The 16858-nt window shown below is 42.9% G+C and carries 13 protein-coding genes; all 13 read left to right on the top strand.

The features are described from left to right. The first annotated feature begins 255 nt into the window (after positions 1-255). The 13 genes from secA (at position 256) to BUB77_RS26545 (ending at position 16857) form a co-directional block, all read left to right on the top strand. Positions 256-2826 (top strand): preprotein translocase subunit SecA, encoded by a 2571-nt coding sequence (gene secA, locus BUB77_RS26605; RefSeq protein ID WP_073280213.1) that lies wholly within the window; start codon positions 256-258, stop codon positions 2824-2826. Between the two features lie 31 nt (positions 2827-2857). Further along, positions 2858-3977, top strand: a protein-coding gene (gene prfB / locus BUB77_RS26600; protein ID WP_139241337.1) for a peptide chain release factor 2 whose coding sequence is annotated in 2 segments (ribosomal slippage) — positions 2858-2932 and positions 2934-3977 — 1119 coding nt in all. Because the reading frame shifts where the segments join, the coding sequence is not laid out codon by codon here. Positions 3978-4019: 42 nt separating this feature from the next. Then, positions 4020-4493, top strand: a complete 474-nt coding sequence (locus BUB77_RS26595; protein WP_073280211.1) for a chemotaxis protein CheW — start codon at positions 4020-4022, stop codon at positions 4491-4493. Positions 4494-4832: 339 nt separating this feature from the next. Then, on the top strand, positions 4833-5273 hold the full coding sequence (locus BUB77_RS26590; protein ID WP_073280210.1) for an ACT domain-containing protein: 441 nt from the start codon (positions 4833-4835) through the stop codon (positions 5271-5273). 165 nt (positions 5274-5438) lie between these two features. Further along, positions 5439-6656, top strand: a complete 1218-nt coding sequence (locus tag BUB77_RS26585) for a homoserine dehydrogenase (protein ID WP_073280209.1) — start codon at positions 5439-5441, stop codon at positions 6654-6656. A gap of 45 nt (positions 6657-6701) precedes the next feature. Next, positions 6702-7904 (top strand): cofactor-independent phosphoglycerate mutase, encoded by a 1203-nt coding sequence (locus BUB77_RS26580; protein WP_073280208.1) that lies wholly within the window; start codon positions 6702-6704, stop codon positions 7902-7904. Positions 7905-7998: 94 nt separating this feature from the next. Continuing rightward, positions 7999-9285: an aspartate kinase gene (locus tag BUB77_RS26575; RefSeq protein WP_073280207.1), complete on the top strand. Its 1287-nt coding sequence runs from the start codon at positions 7999-8001 to the stop codon at positions 9283-9285. 232 nt (positions 9286-9517) lie between these two features. Next, positions 9518-10150 carry a formate/nitrite transporter family protein gene (locus tag BUB77_RS26570; protein ID WP_073280206.1) on the top strand — a complete coding sequence of 211 codons (633 nt, stop codon included), beginning with the start codon at positions 9518-9520 and terminating at the stop codon, positions 10148-10150. A 396-nt stretch (positions 10151-10546) separates the two neighbouring features. Further along, on the top strand, positions 10547-11788 hold the full coding sequence (gene cps2T / locus BUB77_RS26565) for a beta 1-4 rhamnosyltransferase Cps2T (protein WP_084124774.1): 1242 nt from the start codon (positions 10547-10549) through the stop codon (positions 11786-11788). Positions 11789-11858: 70 nt separating this feature from the next. After that, positions 11859-13226, top strand: a complete 1368-nt coding sequence (locus tag BUB77_RS26560) for a glycosyltransferase (protein ID WP_073280205.1) — start codon at positions 11859-11861, stop codon at positions 13224-13226. Continuing rightward, positions 13219-14370 carry a glycosyltransferase gene (locus BUB77_RS26555; protein WP_073280204.1) on the top strand — a complete coding sequence of 384 codons (1152 nt, stop codon included), beginning with the start codon at positions 13219-13221 and terminating at the stop codon, positions 14368-14370. The genes BUB77_RS26560 and BUB77_RS26555 overlap by 8 nt, the downstream gene beginning before the upstream one ends. A 35-nt stretch (positions 14371-14405) precedes the next feature. Further along, positions 14406-15710 carry a glycosyltransferase WbsX family protein gene (locus BUB77_RS26550; protein WP_073280203.1) on the top strand — a complete coding sequence of 435 codons (1305 nt, stop codon included), beginning with the start codon at positions 14406-14408 and terminating at the stop codon, positions 15708-15710. Between the two features lie 61 nt (positions 15711-15771). Continuing rightward, positions 15772-16857: a glycosyltransferase family 4 protein gene (locus tag BUB77_RS26545; RefSeq protein ID WP_073280202.1), complete on the top strand. Its 1086-nt coding sequence runs from the start codon at positions 15772-15774 to the stop codon at positions 16855-16857. Position 16858 lies beyond the last annotated feature (1 nt).

The following is a 16858-nucleotide window of genomic DNA, read 5'->3' as shown; positions in this document are numbered from 1 at the left end:
TACAGCCCCCTTTTTAAAACGGTATTGAAATCGCATTCCTTCATATTTAAGGAATTAAAGTAAAAGACAGGTAAAAAAGGGCTTTTCTTATAAAATGGTTGCTAACTAACTGGGGAAATGATACAATGTATTTTATGAAAAAATTATTTGACCAGAATTTATCTTATATTATAAGTTGAACCTTGGCTTTTTTGCGGAAAAAAGCTAGGAGCAGCTTATATTATACCCATTGAAATAAATACAGGAGTGAATAGTATGAGTCTCGTAACGAAAATTTTTGGTACCCACAGTCAAAGGGAAGTCAAGCTTATTATGCCCATAGTTGACCAAATTGAGGCATTGGAGCCTTCTATCCAGGTGTTGTCCGATGCAGAACTAAAAAATAAAACCGTTGAATTCAAGAACAGGCTGAAAAACGGTGAAACTCTGGATGACATTTTACCGGAAGCTTATGCGGTTGTAAGGGAAGCCAGTGTTAGAACTCTGGGGCTCAGGCATTTCCGTGTACAGCTCTTAGGCGGTATTATTCTCCATCAGGGAAGAATTTCAGAAATGAAAACCGGTGAAGGTAAGACGCTTGTTTCTACACTTCCTGCTTACTTAAATGCCCTTGAGGGGACAGGTGTACACATTGTTACCGTAAATGATTACCTTGCAAAGCGTGACTCCGAATGGATGGGACAGATTCATGAATTCTTAGGTCTTAAGGTTGGCGTAATCTTAAACAGCATGGACAATGACGAGAGAAGAGATGCCTATAACTGTGACATTACCTATGCCACGAACAATGAGCTTGGATTTGATTATTTAAGAGATAACATGGTCATCTATAAAGAACAGCTTGTACAAAGAGGACTGAACTACGCTATAATCGATGAGGTGGATTCCGTATTAATCGATGAAGCAAGAACACCTCTTATTATATCAGGACAAAGCGGCAAGTCCACAAAGCTTTACGAAGCCTGTGATATCCTGGCAAGACAGCTTACAAAAGGTAAAGTAAGCGGCGAGCTTACCAAGATGGCTGCTTTAATGAATGAAGATGTGGAAGAAGAAGGGGACTTCGTAGTAAATGAAAAGGATAAGTTAGTCAACCTTACTGCGGAGGGTGTTGAGAAGGTAGAGAGTTTCTTCCATCTTGAGAACCTTGCAGACCCGGAAAATCTTGAAATACAGCACAATATTATTCTGGCCTTAAGAGCACATAACCTTATGGCAAGGGATAAAGACTATGTGGTAAAAGAGGACGAGGTCCTTATTGTAGATGAATTTACAGGCCGTATCATGCCCGGAAGAAGATATTCGGACGGTCTTCATCAGGCCATTGAAGCAAAGGAAAAGGTTAAGGTTAAGAGGGAAAGCAAGACCCTTGCAACAATTACCTTCCAGAACTTCTTTAATAAATATGGGAAGAAAGCCGGTATGACAGGTACCGCCCTGACAGAAGAAAAGGAATTCCGTAACATCTACGGTATGGATGTTATTGAGGTTCCTACCAATGTACAGGTAGCACGTATTGACAGGCAGGATGCGGTTTATAAGACCAAAAAGGAAAAGCTGGATGCGGTAGTAGAGGAAATTACAGAATCCTATAAAAAAGGCCAGCCGGTACTGGTTGGTACGATTACCATCGAAGCTTCCGAGGAATTAAGTGAGCTTTTAAAGAAAAAGAATGTTCCTCACAAGGTATTGAATGCCAAGTTCCATGAGCTGGAAGCGGAAATCATTGCAGATGCCGGACAGGCAGGAGTTGTAACCATAGCCACCAATATGGCAGGCCGTGGTACCGATATCAAGCTGGGAGCCGGTGTGGTAGATCTTGGCGGACTTAAGATAATCGGTACGGAACGCCATGAATCCAGACGTATTGATAACCAGTTAAGAGGACGTGCAGGACGTCAGGGAGATCCGGGTGAATCCCGTTTCTATATTTCCCTGGAAGACGATTTGATGAGACTCTTTGGTTCTGAGCGTCTGATGACAATGTTCAACTCTCTGGGTCTTCCGGAGGGAGAGCAGATTGAGCATAAGATGTTAAGCAGTGCCATCGAAAAGGCTCAGACGAAGATAGAGAATAACAACTATGGTATTCGTAAGAATCTCCTGGAATATGACCAGGTAAATAATGAGCAGAGGGAAATCATCTATAAGGAAAGAAGAAGGGTACTTGACGGCGAAAGCATGAGAGATACTGTTTTCAAGATGATAACCGATACCATAGAGGATAGTGTAAATACCTGTATCAGTGACGACCAGCTTCCGGAAAACTGGGATTTGGAAGAGCTTAACAACATGCTTCTTCCCAGCATACCCTTCGAGCCCATTGCCTTTGATGCAGAAGAGCTTGACCGCATGAAGAAGGCTTCCTTAATGCAGAAGTTAAAGGAAGATGCCATAAAGCTGTATGAAGAAAAAGAGGCAGAGTTCCCGGAGAAGGAACAGCTTCGTGAAGTAGAGCGTGTAATCTTATTAAGAGTAATTGACCGCAAGTGGATGGACCATATTGATGATATGGACCAGCTGCGCCAGGGTATCGGCCTTCAGGCATATGGCCAGAGAGATCCTTTGGTAGAATTTAAGTTCATGGGCTTTGAAATGTTCGATGAAATGACGAATGCAATCAGAGAGGATACCGTAAAGGCCCTGATGCATGTAAGAATCGAGCAGAATGTGGAAAGAGAACAGGTGGCAAAGGTTACGGGAACCAATAAGGATGAATCCCTTCAGCAGGGACCTGTAAGAAGAACCAGTAAAAAGGTACAGCCCAATGATCCCTGCCCTTGCGGAAGCGGTAAGAAATACAAATTCTGCTGCGGAAAGAATTAGGATAACGGACTTTCAGGAAAGAGGTGATAGAGTGGTTGAGTTAGACCAGATGAAATATACGTTAAATACTTATAAACAGCCATTACTTGAAGTGGGGGATTCACTTTGACCTGGCTAATAAGCTGGAGCGTATAGATATGATTGAGCATATCATGGAGGAGCCTAATTTTTGGGACATGGCGGAAAAATCCTCGGGATATGTGAAGGAACTAAAAAATCTTAAAGATGTTGTAGAGGAATATAACGGCCTGAAAAGAGGATATGAGGACATAGAAACTTTGCTGGAAATGGCTTATGAAGCAGAGGATGCCTCCCTGATACCGGAAATACAGTCGGAGCTGGATAAATTCATGGAAGACCTGGAAGAGATGAGGCTTAGTACCCTACTCTCCGGTGAGTATGATAAGGATAATGCCATAGTAACCCTTCATGCAGGTGCCGGAGGAACAGAAAGCTGTGACTGGGCAAGTATGCTTTTCCGTATGTACCAGAAATGGGCGGATAAAAAAGGCTATGTAACTCAGGTACTTGATTATCTGGATGGTGAAGAAGCGGGTATTAAATCCGTCACCTTTCAGATAAACGGGCTGAATGCCTTTGGGCATCTGAAATCCGAAAGAGGAGTTCACAGACTGGTTCGTATATCCCCCTTTAATGCGGCGGGAAAACGCCAGACCTCCTTTGTATCCTGTGATGTAATGCCAGATATTGAAGAAGATACGGGAATTGAGATAGACGAAGGGGATTTGAGAATTGATACCTTCCGCTCCAGCGGAGCAGGAGGACAGCATGTTAATAAAACCTCCTCGGCCATCCGTATCACTCATATTCCAACAGGAATTGTGGTTCAATGCCAGAATGAACGTTCCCAGTTCCAGAACAAGGATAAGGCAATGCAGATGTTAAAGGCAAAGCTGTATCTGTTAAAGCAGCAGGAGAACCAGGAAAAAGAATCGGGAATCCGTGGTGAAATAAAAGAAATTGGCTGGGGAAGCCAGATCAGGTCCTATGTTATGCAGCCCTACACTATGGTAAAGGATCATCGTACCAATATGGAAATCGGTAATGCAGCCAGTGTTCTGGATGGTAATCTGGATCCTTTCATTAATGCTTATTTAAAGTGGGCCAGCATTGGCCAGACAAAAGAATAACAGACAACATATTTGTATACGAATGAAAAGGGGGTACCTCATATGATTACGAAACAGACTCTACAGACAAAGCAGGTTATATTTACTTTAGACAATGAAGAATTCGGACTGGATATTATGGTTGTAAATGCTATTGAAAAATTTACGGATTTGATTCCCGTTCCTAATGCACCTACCTATATTCATGGCATCATGAATTTAAGAGGTGATGTAATTCCGGTATTTTCGCTGAGACGAAAATTCGGCTTACCGGATAAGCCTGTCACAGAGGATTCCAGGTTGATTATAACAAAATCCAATGGAATACTCATGGCCTTTGAAGTGGATGGTGTAAAAGAAATCATTGAAATCCCCCCTGAGAATATCAGTGAGACTCCCGCTATTGTAAAGGGTATTAACACAACCTATATTCGGAATGTTGCAAATATCAATGGAAGAATGGTGATTCTGCTGGATCATGACGGAATTTTATCTTCCAGGGAGCAGGAGAACATCGAGACCATATTAGCTCAATAGATAAAGAGAGCTGCCGTAGAATGAACTGACCCCCATAAGTTAGAGTTATAACTTATGGGGGTCAGTTCATTCTATGGCAGCTTTTTTTTCGTTTGTGTCCGGCGGGACCGGACTGCATACGCAGGTACAGTGAAACAGGAGTACACATTATACAGTGCATATTGTTTAAAAAAGCGAAGTAAAAATTGAAAAAAATGAATATTATGTCTTAAGATTGATAATTTATTCAAAAACTGTTGCAATTAAGAACAAAATATGCTAATATATCTCTCTGGGAAAGACAGTTGTATCCCATATACATACAAAGCATAGAATAAAGGATATAGGAGGAGCATCCAAATGGATGAAGGAAAATACTTCATTGTCAAGAAAAAAGCAGTACCGGAGGTTCTTCTAAAGGTAGTGGAAGCAAAAAGGCTTCTGGATTCTGAGAAGGTATATACCGTTCAGGAAGCAGCTGATATTGTAGGTATCAGCAGGAGCTCTTTTTATAAATATAAGGATGATATCTTTCCTTTTCATGAGAATACAAGAGGAAAGACGATTACCTTTATGCTGCAGATAGATGATAAACCGGGTATACTATCAAGTGTCTTGAATTGTGTATCCAAAAATGGTGTAAATATATTGACCATACATCAGAGTATTCCTGTCAATGGGATTGCATCCCTGACATTAAGTATAGAAATACCAAGCCAATTTGAGGATACGGCTATTATTTTCGAGGCCATTGAGGCACTGGAAGGAATACATTATACCAAAATCCTGGCAAGAGAGTAGCAGGAAAAATGGAGTAGCATTTTTCCTGCAAGTGCCTGCGAAGTCCTCGGCACAAACTTGAGGTATACGGCGGCAGACATATAAACTACTTGAAAAATGAAAAGCGGGTCTACAGCAGATTGGCAGGACAAAGCATGAAGAAGGAATGACAGAAAGGAGCTTTACATGGTAAATATAGCGGTTTTGGGTTACGGCACAGTAGGATCCGGCGTGATTGAGGTATTACGCCTGAATGGCGAGAGTATCAGTAAACGCTGCGGGCATGATATTAATGTAAAATATATATTGGACTTAAGAGATTTTAAGGGTGAGCCTGTTGAAAATCTGATTGTTCATGATTACAGCGTAATTTTAAATGACCCTGAAGTTAAAATCATCGTAGAGGTAATGGGAGGGGTCGAACCTGCCTATACCTTTGTAAAGGAAGCTATTTTAAAAGGAAAAAGCGTTTGTACCTCCAATAAAGAACTGGTGGCAAAGCATGGAGCAGAATTGCTGGAGCTGTCAAAGGCTCAGAAAGTGAACTTTCTCTTTGAAGCAAGTGTAGGAGGAGGGATACCTATTATCCGTCCGTTGAACCAGTCCTTAACGGCAGATGAAATAGAAGAAATAACAGGGATATTAAACGGCACCACCAATTATATTCTATCGAAGATGAGCTCCGATAACGCGGATTTTGATACTGCCCTGAAGGAAGCTCAGAATATGGGATATGCGGAACGCAATCCCCAGGCCGATGTAGAAGGCTATGATGCCTGCAGGAAAATTGCCATTTTATCCTCTCTGGCCTTTGGCATGCAGGTGGATTTTGAGGATATTTATACAGAGGGTATTACCGGAATAACGGATACGGATGTTTTATATGCCAAGGCTATGGGAGCAAGCATTAAGCTCCTTGCGACCAGCAAAAAGGTAGGAAACCATGTTTATGCCATGGTTGCGCCCATGCTGATTAAGCCCACCCATCCCTTATTCAGTGTAAATGGAGTTTTTAACGGAATATTTGTAAGAGGAAATGTTATCGGAGATGTTATGTTCTACGGAAGCGGTGCAGGAAAGCTTCCGACTGCCAGTGCGGTGGTAGCGGATGTAGTAGACGCAGCCAAGCATATCGGTACGAATATCATGACCTTCTGGAGCAGTAAGAAGCTGGAGCTGAGAGATGTAAAAGCAGTAGAGCACCGTTTCTTTGTAAGAGTAGCCGGCTGTGATGATAAGGCAAGGGCTCTCGTCAATGAGGTCTTTGGTGAAATAGAAGAGGTAAAGGTGGACGGAAGGGAAGAGGAGTATTCTTTTCTTACCGGCTTTCTGAGTGAAGCAGCTTTTGAGGAAAAGGCAGACAGGATAGGAAAGCCCTTAAGCCGTATCAGAGTCATGTTTTAAACCTAAGCAGTTAACGGATAGATAAATTCCGGGAAAGAAGGCTTTATGAAATACGTTATTGTACTTGGAGATGGAATGGCAGATGAGCCCTTGGAAGAACTGGGCGGCAAGACACCTCTTGCCTATGCCCACACTCCCTATATGGATGAGCTTGCAAAAATGTCTGAAATCGGTCTTGCAAAGACTGTGCCGGATGGTATGAAGCCGGGAAGTGATACGGCGAACCTGTCAGTCATTGGCTATGACCCGAAAGAGAACTATACAGGACGTTCACCCTTGGAAGCTTTAAGTATAGGAGTGGATATGAAGCCCACTGACATTGCCCTGCGCTGCAACATTGTCACGTTGTCGGAAGAGGACACCTCCTATGAAAACAGAACGATCATAGACCATAGCTCCAGTGAAATAACCACAGAGGATGCGGCAGTATTGCTGGAGGCTGTTAAGAAGGCATTGGAAACGGATATTTATAAGTATTACCTGGGTACCAGCTACCGCCATTTGACAATCTGGGATAAGGGAGAAGTAGTAGAGCTTACACCGCCCCATGATATTTTGGGCAGGGTAATTAAGGACTATCTTCCGGAGGAAAAAGAGCTGAGAGAGATGATGGAAAAGAGCTTTGAGGTCTTAAACAATCATCCTCTCAATATTGAAAGAGCAAAGAAAGGCTTACATAAGGCAAATTCCATCTGGTTTTGGGGAGCCGGCACCAGACCGAAGCTTGCGGCCTTTGAAGATAAATTCGGTAAGAAAGGCTCCATGATATCAGCCGTGGATTTATTAAAGGGAATTGCCGTGGGAGCAAGGATGAAGGTTGTGGAAGTGGAAGGAGCGGACGGAACCCTTCATACCAATTATGAGGGGAAAGCCATGGCAGCTGTGAAAGAGCTGACAGAAAATAATCAGGATTTTGTATATATTCATATAGAAGCTCCCGATGAGATGGGTCATCAAGGCAGTACTGTGAATAAAATAAAAGCGATAGAGTATATTGATAAAAGGGTAATAGGGGTTGTTAAGGAACAACTTCATAAGCAGGGGGTGGATTACAGAATGTTAATCATGCCTGACCATCCGACACCGATTCACTTACGGACCCATACGGGAAACCCTGTTCCCTTTATGCTCTACGACAGTACCAAAAAGCTTGAGAACTCCTGGGAATACACCGAAGAGGCTGCGCTTAAAAGCGGCAATCTGGTGAAAAACGGGTATGAAATGATTTTGAAATTGTTTGAAAAATAATAATGCTTGAAGAATTTCAGAATTATTCCGAAGCAGACCCGGAATAATCCAGCAGGAGCATTAACAGCCTTTTGTGAGTATAAAGGAGGCATTTATGCTTATTGTTAAAAAGTTCGGAGGGACATCAGTAGCCGACAAGGAGAGGATACTGCATGTAGCCGGAATATGTGCCGAAGAATATAACAAAGGCAATGACGTAGTGATAGTACTTTCCGCAATGGGAAAGCAGACCGACGTCCTTTTAACACAGGCAGAAGAAATAAACCCCGATGCACCAAAAAGAGAAATCGATATGCTGCTCACCACAGGGGAGCAGATATCCGTAGCATTAATGGCCATGGCTCTCGAATCAATGGGAGTTCCGGCCATTTCTTTTCATGCCTTCCAGGCAGGGATTTATACTACCAGAGCCTATGGCAATGCAAGGATTCAAAGAATTGATACGGCTAGAATGGAAGAAGCACTGGTGCAGAGAAAGGTTATAATTGTAGCTGGTTTTCAGGGAATCAATGAAGAGGGAGATTATACTACCCTTGGACGGGGCGGTTCAGATACAACGGCTGTGGCACTGGCGGCAGTTCTGAGAGCAGATATCTGTGAGATATATACCGATGTGGACGGTGTATATACGGCGGACCCAAGATTAGTGCCTTCGGCGGTAAAATTAAAGGAAATTACCTATGACGAGATGCTGGAGCTGGCATCCTTGGGCGCAGGAGTGCTTCATAACCGGTCCGTAGAGATGGCAAAACGCTTTGGGGTGGAATTGGTCGTGAAATCCAGCTTTCAGGATGCGGAAGGCACGAGGGTCTGTGACAGAGCCGTAAAAAAGGAAAACATGTTTACTCTGGAAGACGGTATTCTGCGGGCTGCTCAGAGCCTTGAAGGTACGGCCATGGAAGAGATGCTGGTAAGCGGAGTCACTGCGGATAAAAACACGGCCCGTATTCAGTTAAAGGGTATCAAGGAGACTACCAGGGAAATCTACAGGATCTTCAAAAAGCTGTCGGAGCAGCATATTAGTGCAGACTCCGTACTCATGTCCCCAAACAGTGACAGTACTACGGACATCAGTTTTACCGTCCCAAGAGACCAGCTGAAGGAAACAGCTGAGGTGCTGACAAGGTACGGTGAGGATAGTTCTTCTTACCTTGAAATTAAAATAGAAGACAATATAGCAAAGGTGTCTGCCGTAGGTGCCGGGATGATGTCAAATCCGGCAATAGCGGTAAGTATGTTTGAAGCCCTCTATGAGGAAGGCATTTCCATTGAGATGATTTATGCATCTGAGCTTCGCATCACAGTGCTGGTAAGTGAAAAAGATACCCTTAAGGCGGTAAGAGCGATACATGGGCGTCTGATCGAGAGGCAGTTACAATAAGCACTTAAAATAATCCCCATACAGAAAATAAGAGGTGCAGAAGGCTCCCAGGAGTTTTCTGCACTTTATTAAGAAATATTTATTAATAACAGGGTTCCATCTTCTTAGGAAGATATGATATAATGCTACTGTTCTTTGCCCGAAAGCTTAGGGGAAGGATTAACTACCAGGTTATGCCAAACCGGATAACCGTCAAAGCATATCCGGATAATACAACAGAAGAGAGGCATTTATGAAAACTTTTATACGGGCAGTCATGGGCGGAATAGCCATCAGCATGGGCGGAATGATATACATAAGGGCGGAAAACCATGTAATAGGAGCGTTTCTGTTCTCCATCGGATTATTTACCATATATACCTTCGGACTGGATTTGTATACCGGCAAGGTATGCTTGATTTTAAATAAACCGGTTAAATTCTTAGGAACTGTACTCCTTGTGTACTTTGGAAATGCTGTGGGGACCGCCGTAAGCGGATATGTGCTGAGGGCCACCAAGCAAGCTCAATATTTGGACCATGCAAAGGAGCTTGTCAGCCTTAAGCTGGCGGATAATTTATTCAGTACCTTTATAATGGCAGTCATGTGCGGGCTGCTAATGTGTATAGCGGTGCTTGGTTATATGAATATCAAAGACGGAGTTGGCAGGTATCTCGCACTGATATTGCCTGTAATGGTGTTTATCCTTTCGGGATACGAGCATAGTATTGCGGATATGTTTTATTTCTCTTTTGCAAATGCCTGGGGAGGGAAAGCGCTTCTTTATATTAATGTAATAGCAATCGGGAATCTTATTGGCGGGTGTATGCTGCCTCTGGCTGAAAAGATGACCGGTGATAAAAAAGTATACACAGAGGAACATTGATAGATATAATTTTGATGTCATAAATTTATCCCAGCTTTCGTCTATTTATATTGGGGTATAAAGTGCATTGAAAAATGGATTAGCAATAATGTAAAGGTACAGACAACAGTCAATTTGTTGTCTGTATCTTTTTTTTGGCTGCATATTTCGTCAATATACCCAAAATTGGAATAAATAGGAAAAGCATGATTGACATAATTTGGAAATATAGATATAATCAATTAAAACAGATTGTATTTTGAAGAATTCAGACGTCATCAGAGGAGTGAATGGAAGATATGAATGCATACTATAAAAGGATTATAGATATATACGGCGTCTGCATTTAGAAATGGCTGCCGTATCTTTTTTTATACGGGCGGAGAAAGGGTAGAAGAAATATAAAGGATATTACATATGGAGACTTTTATTATTCAGAGTAAAGAGGCAGTAAAGCTTGAGCGGCATAAAGTTAATTCCGGCTACCGTACCAAAAAGCGGCAGGTATTCCTCATAGGTTCCAAGGGAATTCCTGCAAACTACGGCGGTTTTGAAACCTTTGTTGAAGAGCTGACGAAAGGGCAAAAGAGCAGACGTATCAGGTATCATGTGGCCTGTCTTGCAAAGGACAGCATCCGGTATGAATACAACGGTGCAAAATGCTTTCATGTTAAGGTCCCCGGCATAGGGCCGGCAAAGGCGGTCTATTATGACATGGCAGCTTTAAGCCGGTGTATTAAATACTGCCGGGCACGGCCGGAAATCAAAAAGCCTGTTTTTTATGTGCTTGCCTGCCGTATAGGGCCTTTTATCGGACATTTTAAAAGAAAGATAAAAAAGCTGGGCGGTGAACTGTATGTGAACCCCGATGGGCATGAGTGGAAGCGGGCAAAGTGGAATGCTCTTATAAGAAGGTATTGGAAGCTCTCTGAAAAGCTTATGGTAAAGCATGCGGACCTCTTAATTTGTGACAGCAGGAACATTGAGAAGTATATTAAAAAGGATTATAAGCAGTACCGCCCTAAGACAGTATTTATCGCCTATGGATCTGATACCCCAGGGGGCAGCATGTCTGCTGAGAACGAAAAGTTAACCCAATGGTATGGTAAGAATGGCATTGAGGCACAGGATTATTATCTGATTGTGGGACGCTTTGTCCAGGAAAATAATTATGAGACCATAATACGGGAATTTATGAAAACAAACACAGAAAAGAGCCTGGTTATTATTACAAATGAGAATAAAAAGTTCCTGCAGGAGCTGAAGAAGAGGACAGGCTTTGAAAAAGACCCGCGTATTAAATTTGCAGGTACTGTATATGAGCAGGAGCTGCTATATAAGATCAGAGAGAATGCCTATGCTTATATACATGGACATGAAGTAGGAGGCACTAATCCAAGCTTATTGGAGGCACTGGGCAGTACAAGCCTTAATCTTCTTCTTGACGTTGGTTTTAACCGTGAAGTCGGTGGAAAGGCAGCCTTGTATTGGACGAAGGCTGAAGGGAACTTAGCTGGGACCATTGAAATGGCTGAGAAGCTGACAGCAAAGGAGATTGCTGTCTTTGGAGAAAAGGCAAAGAGGCGGATTGCCCAGGAATACCGTTGGGAGGATATAGTGGACCGGTATGAGGAGGTATTCCTGAAGTATTCATCCTGATTCCGGGCACCAATGATAAGAACAGTCGATACCTGCCTAAGGAGCCAGGGGGGAACAAAAGGGAGCCGGAATGAAGATATTACATTATTCTTTGGGATTTCCGCCATATGCCAGAGGCGGACTTGCTAAATATGCCATTGACCTTATGAAGGAAGAGGCAGCAGCAGGCAATGAGGTTGCTTTGCTCTGGCCGGGTTCCATAAGGCTGATTAATTCAATACCCTGCATTAAAAAAAGAAACAGCAGGCTGGGGCTAAAAAGCTTTGAACTGATAAATGGACTGCCCCTGCCCCAGATATATGGAATCAGGGATTTCAGACATTATAACATGGCGGCAGACGACAGATACCTGTCCCGCTTTCTGAAAGGGTACAGGCCGGATGTTATCCATTTTCATACCTTAATGGGACTGCCTCCTGTTTTTCTGGATAGGGCAAAGGAGTTAGGCATCGTAACTGTTTATACCACCCATGATTTCTTTGGCATCTGTCCAAAAACAATTTTATTTTATCAGGGACATTCCTGCCGGCTTAACAGAGCCTGTAAGCATTGCCCGGAATGCAATGCCCATGCATTGGATTATAAAAAGCAGGTGTTAATTCAGTCAAAACTTTACAGGAAAATAAAAGACAACAGAATAATAAAGCAAATCAGGAAATCCCAAAAGGAAAGAAAGTTCTTACAGGAAGAAGCAGAAGAAAAGCACATTACAGGGAGTCTGGCAGGCAAAGGGCAGTACAGGAAGCTTCGCCACCACTTTCTGGAGATGTTTCAGGAAATGGATGGGATACATTTTAACAGCAGGTACATGTCGGATACCTTTTCGAATTTTTGTTCATTAAAAAATGGGAGAATTATTACGATTTCCCACAGCGATATAGGGGACCACAGAAAGACGGCAGCGGGGAAGGTGTTAGATAAAAAGAGGGTAAGACTTGGATATTTAGGAGCAATCGCTGGCTACAAGGGCTTTTATATTCTGCTGGAGGCATTGGACTCACTTTATGAAAAAGACATCCGTAATTTCGAATTGACGGTTTACTCTGACAGCTTAATAGAAAGAGAGTATCTTGTCAGAAAGCCCCCCTATGAATACAAGCAGCTGGCTGAGGTCATGAATTCCATGGATATGCTGGTGGTACCCAGCGAAGTATCATTTGGTTTTACGGTGCTGGAGGGATTAAGCTATGGGGTTCCGGTACTGGCTGGCGAGTATGTGGGAGCCTGTGACCTGATTCAGGACGGGAAGAATGGAATAATCTGTTCCTGCTCAAAAGAAGCCTTGGAAGAAGCCCTTAAGGAGCTGATTTGTAATGCAGATAACATTACAGCGATGTCCCTGAATATACAAAAAGAACAGGAAATAAAAACAATGCCGGTACATGCGGCTGAGATAATGAGTTTTTATGCAAGCTTGGGAGGGAGTAAAAATGGGTAGGAAAGTCCTCATTGTTTCATATTATTTCAATTTACGGGATACGGACCGTGCCTATACGGTCTATCAGTACTTTAAGCAGGCAGGCTTTGAGGTAAAGCTTCTATGCGGAAATTATGACCATAATTCCAAAAAGAGCGTAACCTATAATCTGCCGGAAATAGTTGAAGTTCCGGTGAAGCCCTACGGCAGGAATATTTCAATCCAGAGAATCAGGTCTTATCTGAAATTTGCCAGGGATGCCAGAAAGGCAGTAGAAAAGCTGGATTTTGATATTGGCTATATTGTAGGGCCGCCAAATTCCACCGGTTATAAGCTGCTTCCTGTTATTAAGAAGAAACATGCTTTATTTGTAACGGATGTTTACGATTTATATCCGGAAACCATACCAATTAACGGAGCCTTTAAAGATGTTCTGAAATACTGCGGGCTTTGGTATTGGTCGTATCTGAGGAATGCGGCTATCCGAAAGGCAGATATTTTCATCGGTTCCTGCCAGTATTATTTTACAAGGCTTGGCCTTCAGGAAAGCAGAAAGAACCATATGATTCCCTTGTGCAAGGGAGAGGCAATGCTGGAAGAAGTTCCGATGCTGCCTGTGGAGCAGCTGAATATTTTGTATCTGGGAGCCTTAACGGGAAACTATGATTTCGAGGGCCTGATACGAATAATGGCAAGGATGCAGAACAGGGGAAGGAAGGTACATCTGGACATTATAGGCGATGGACAGAGAAAGGAGTGGCTCCTGGCTGCTTTGGAAAAAGAGGGGATACCATTTACCTTTCATGGCCGTACTTACGACGATGGGAAGAAGCAGAAAATAATGGAGCATTGCCACTTTGGATTTAATGGCTTTAAAAAGGAGGCGGCAATTGCTCTTTCTTATAAAAGCATGGAATATATGGCAAACGGACTGGCACTGATTAATTCCTGCAAGGAAGACACCTGGGACCTGGTGGAAAATGAAAATATCGGAGTGAATTATTCGGAGGATACCCTTGAAACGTGCTGCAAGAGATTGTGCACAGCAAAGGCGGCCGATGTCTATGCCATGAAATGTGCGGCTCTTAAAGCATACCGGGAACGGTACTGTTTTTCAAAATATACTGAAAAAATGAATCATATTTTTTTAGAGCTTGCCAATTAATATAAAAGCACAAAAATACCAGGAAAGGTTCTGACATGAATGAATTATTAAAGCGTATTTTCTGGAAGCTTCCAATAAGCAAAGAGCTTAAATGCCGTATCGGCAATAAGCGTTACGAGCGGATTATTAAAAAGGAAGAAGTAAAGGACCAAAAGGGCTCCTTTACAGTTATTCATGATTCCAGGGCGGTCCTTGAATATTCAAAATACCTTCTGGGCCAGTACGGCAGAAGGTCTGAATTTTTTAAGCCTTTTTCATCCCAGCCCGGGCTGGAGCAGGAAGTACATATAGCAGCCTATTATCTGACCCAGTATCATCCGAATCCGCAGAATGATGAATGGTGGGGAAGGGGAACAACGGAATGGAATAATGTAAACCAGGCTCAGCCCCAGTATGCAGGCCACTACCAGCCGAGACGCCCGGGGGAATTAGGTTATTATGACTTGCGGTTAAAGGAAAATATGCAGCGGCAGATAGAGCTTGCAAAAAATTACGGTGTGGATGTTTTCTGCTTTTACTATTACTGGTTTGATGGGGAGCATTTATTGGAACGGCCTCTTAACATGTTTCTGAAAAATAAAGATATGGACATTCATTTTTGCTACTGCTGGGCAAATGAGAACTGGACAAAGAGATTTTCGGGAACCGATGCCGGCGTGTTAATGGGCATAACTCATACGAAGGAAAATTATGAGCAGTTCATACAGGCGGTGCTGCCTGACATGAAGGATGAACGCTATTACCGGATAAAGGGAAGGCCGGTATTGTCCATTTACCGCCCGTCACTGATTCCTGATACGGAAGAGGTCCTGAAGCACTGGCGGCAGAGGGCGAAAGAGGAGCTGGGAGCAGATATCTATCTGATTGCCGTACAGGAGCGGGATACCTCCATTAATTGGTGCGCTGCCGGCTTTGATGCGGAGACGGAATTCCAGCCTAAGCAGATACAGCATCAATGCAAAGAGATAACAAAGCGAATGAAGCCCATCCGCGGGGATTTTTCCGGTAATATCTACGATTATGAGGACATGGTACGGAACCAGCGGTATGTGCTGTCCGGCAACCAGAAGAAAAAGGTGTATCCGGCAGTGATGCCAATGTGGGATAACACTGCCAGAAGAAATTTCAGGGGAACCATATTTCACGGCTCTACACCGGAGCTTTATAAGATATGGCTGGCTGATGTAATAAAGAGATTAAGGCTAAGAAAGGATTTGGATGACCGGCTTCTGTTTGTCAATGCATGGAATGAGTGGGGGGAAGGGACTTATCTGGAACCGGATTATTACTTTGGCTATGCGTATTTACAGGCAACAAGGGAGGCATTGGAAGGAAAATAAAATTCAAATTATATAGGGTAAAGATGATTTGGATTACTTGATAATCACGAAAGGAGTCAGGATGAATATTTTAAATATTTTGTTTGACTTTCATCCCGGAGGCGTTGAAAGGCTGGCAGTGGATGTGGCAAATCAGCTTGCCAGGCAGGGGCAGAATTCCTATGTATGCATTATATCCAATGAATATTCCAGGGAACTGGTTGCCCAGTTCAGCCCCCAGGTTCAGCTTATTTTTTTAAAAAGGTATAACAATTTCCGCAAAATTCATTATCTGCTGCAGCTAAATAAGGTAATCCGCCATAACAAAATTGAAATAATGCATATTCACCAGGGAGTTCTCTTAAGTTTTTATATGCTTGTAAAGCTAATGAATCCGGGATTGAAAATATATTACACGGTGCATGATACCTATCTTTTTACGGAGCTTTCCAAAAAAAATAAGCTGCTTGCGGGTCTGGTCTGCAGAAAGCTGGTGGCAATTTCAGATGCGGTGAAGGAAGATATTGCTAAGAACGGAATAAAGGAAACAAAGATTGTCAGGATATACAATGGCGTGGATTTCTCGAGATTTGATATAAGAGAGAACTATAATAGAAAGGAAGGGGACCTTGTAGCAATTACAAATGCGGCAAGACTGTATCCGGCTAAAAAAGGGCAGGACATCTTAATAAAGGCAGTATCCCTATTAAAACAGGAAGGGTATAGGTTAAGGGTCAATCTTGCCGGCGGTCCTGTTCCTGATGACCCGGATGCTATGAAAAGAATGCAGGACCTTTGTAAGGAATGGGGCTTGGAGGAGGAAGTTAAAATACTGGGCAATGTGGATAATATACCGGACCTGTTGGAACAGACGGACATATTCGTAATGGCTTCCAGATTCGAGGGATTTGGAATTGCTGCTGTTGAGGCCATGGGAATGGGAATTCCCTGTGTTGCCAGTAATATTGCAGGGCTCAATGAGGTTATTGATTCCGATATGGTCGGCAGGCTATTTTCTCCCGGAGATGAAAAGGAGCTTGCTGCAAGCTTAAAATATGTTATTGAACACATAGACAGCTATCAGGTAGATGAAATAGCCCTAAATGCCAGGTGCCGGTTCTCAATTGAAAATATGGCAGGCCGGCTGGTCAACGTGTACGGAAGCTGAG

This window comes from Anaerocolumna jejuensis DSM 15929, assembly GCF_900142215.1.
Classification (GTDB): Bacteria; Bacillota; Clostridia; order Lachnospirales; family Lachnospiraceae; genus Anaerocolumna; species Anaerocolumna jejuensis.
The sequence above is the reverse complement of the archived record's forward strand: the minus strand, read 5'-3'. Positions and strand labels throughout refer to the sequence as shown.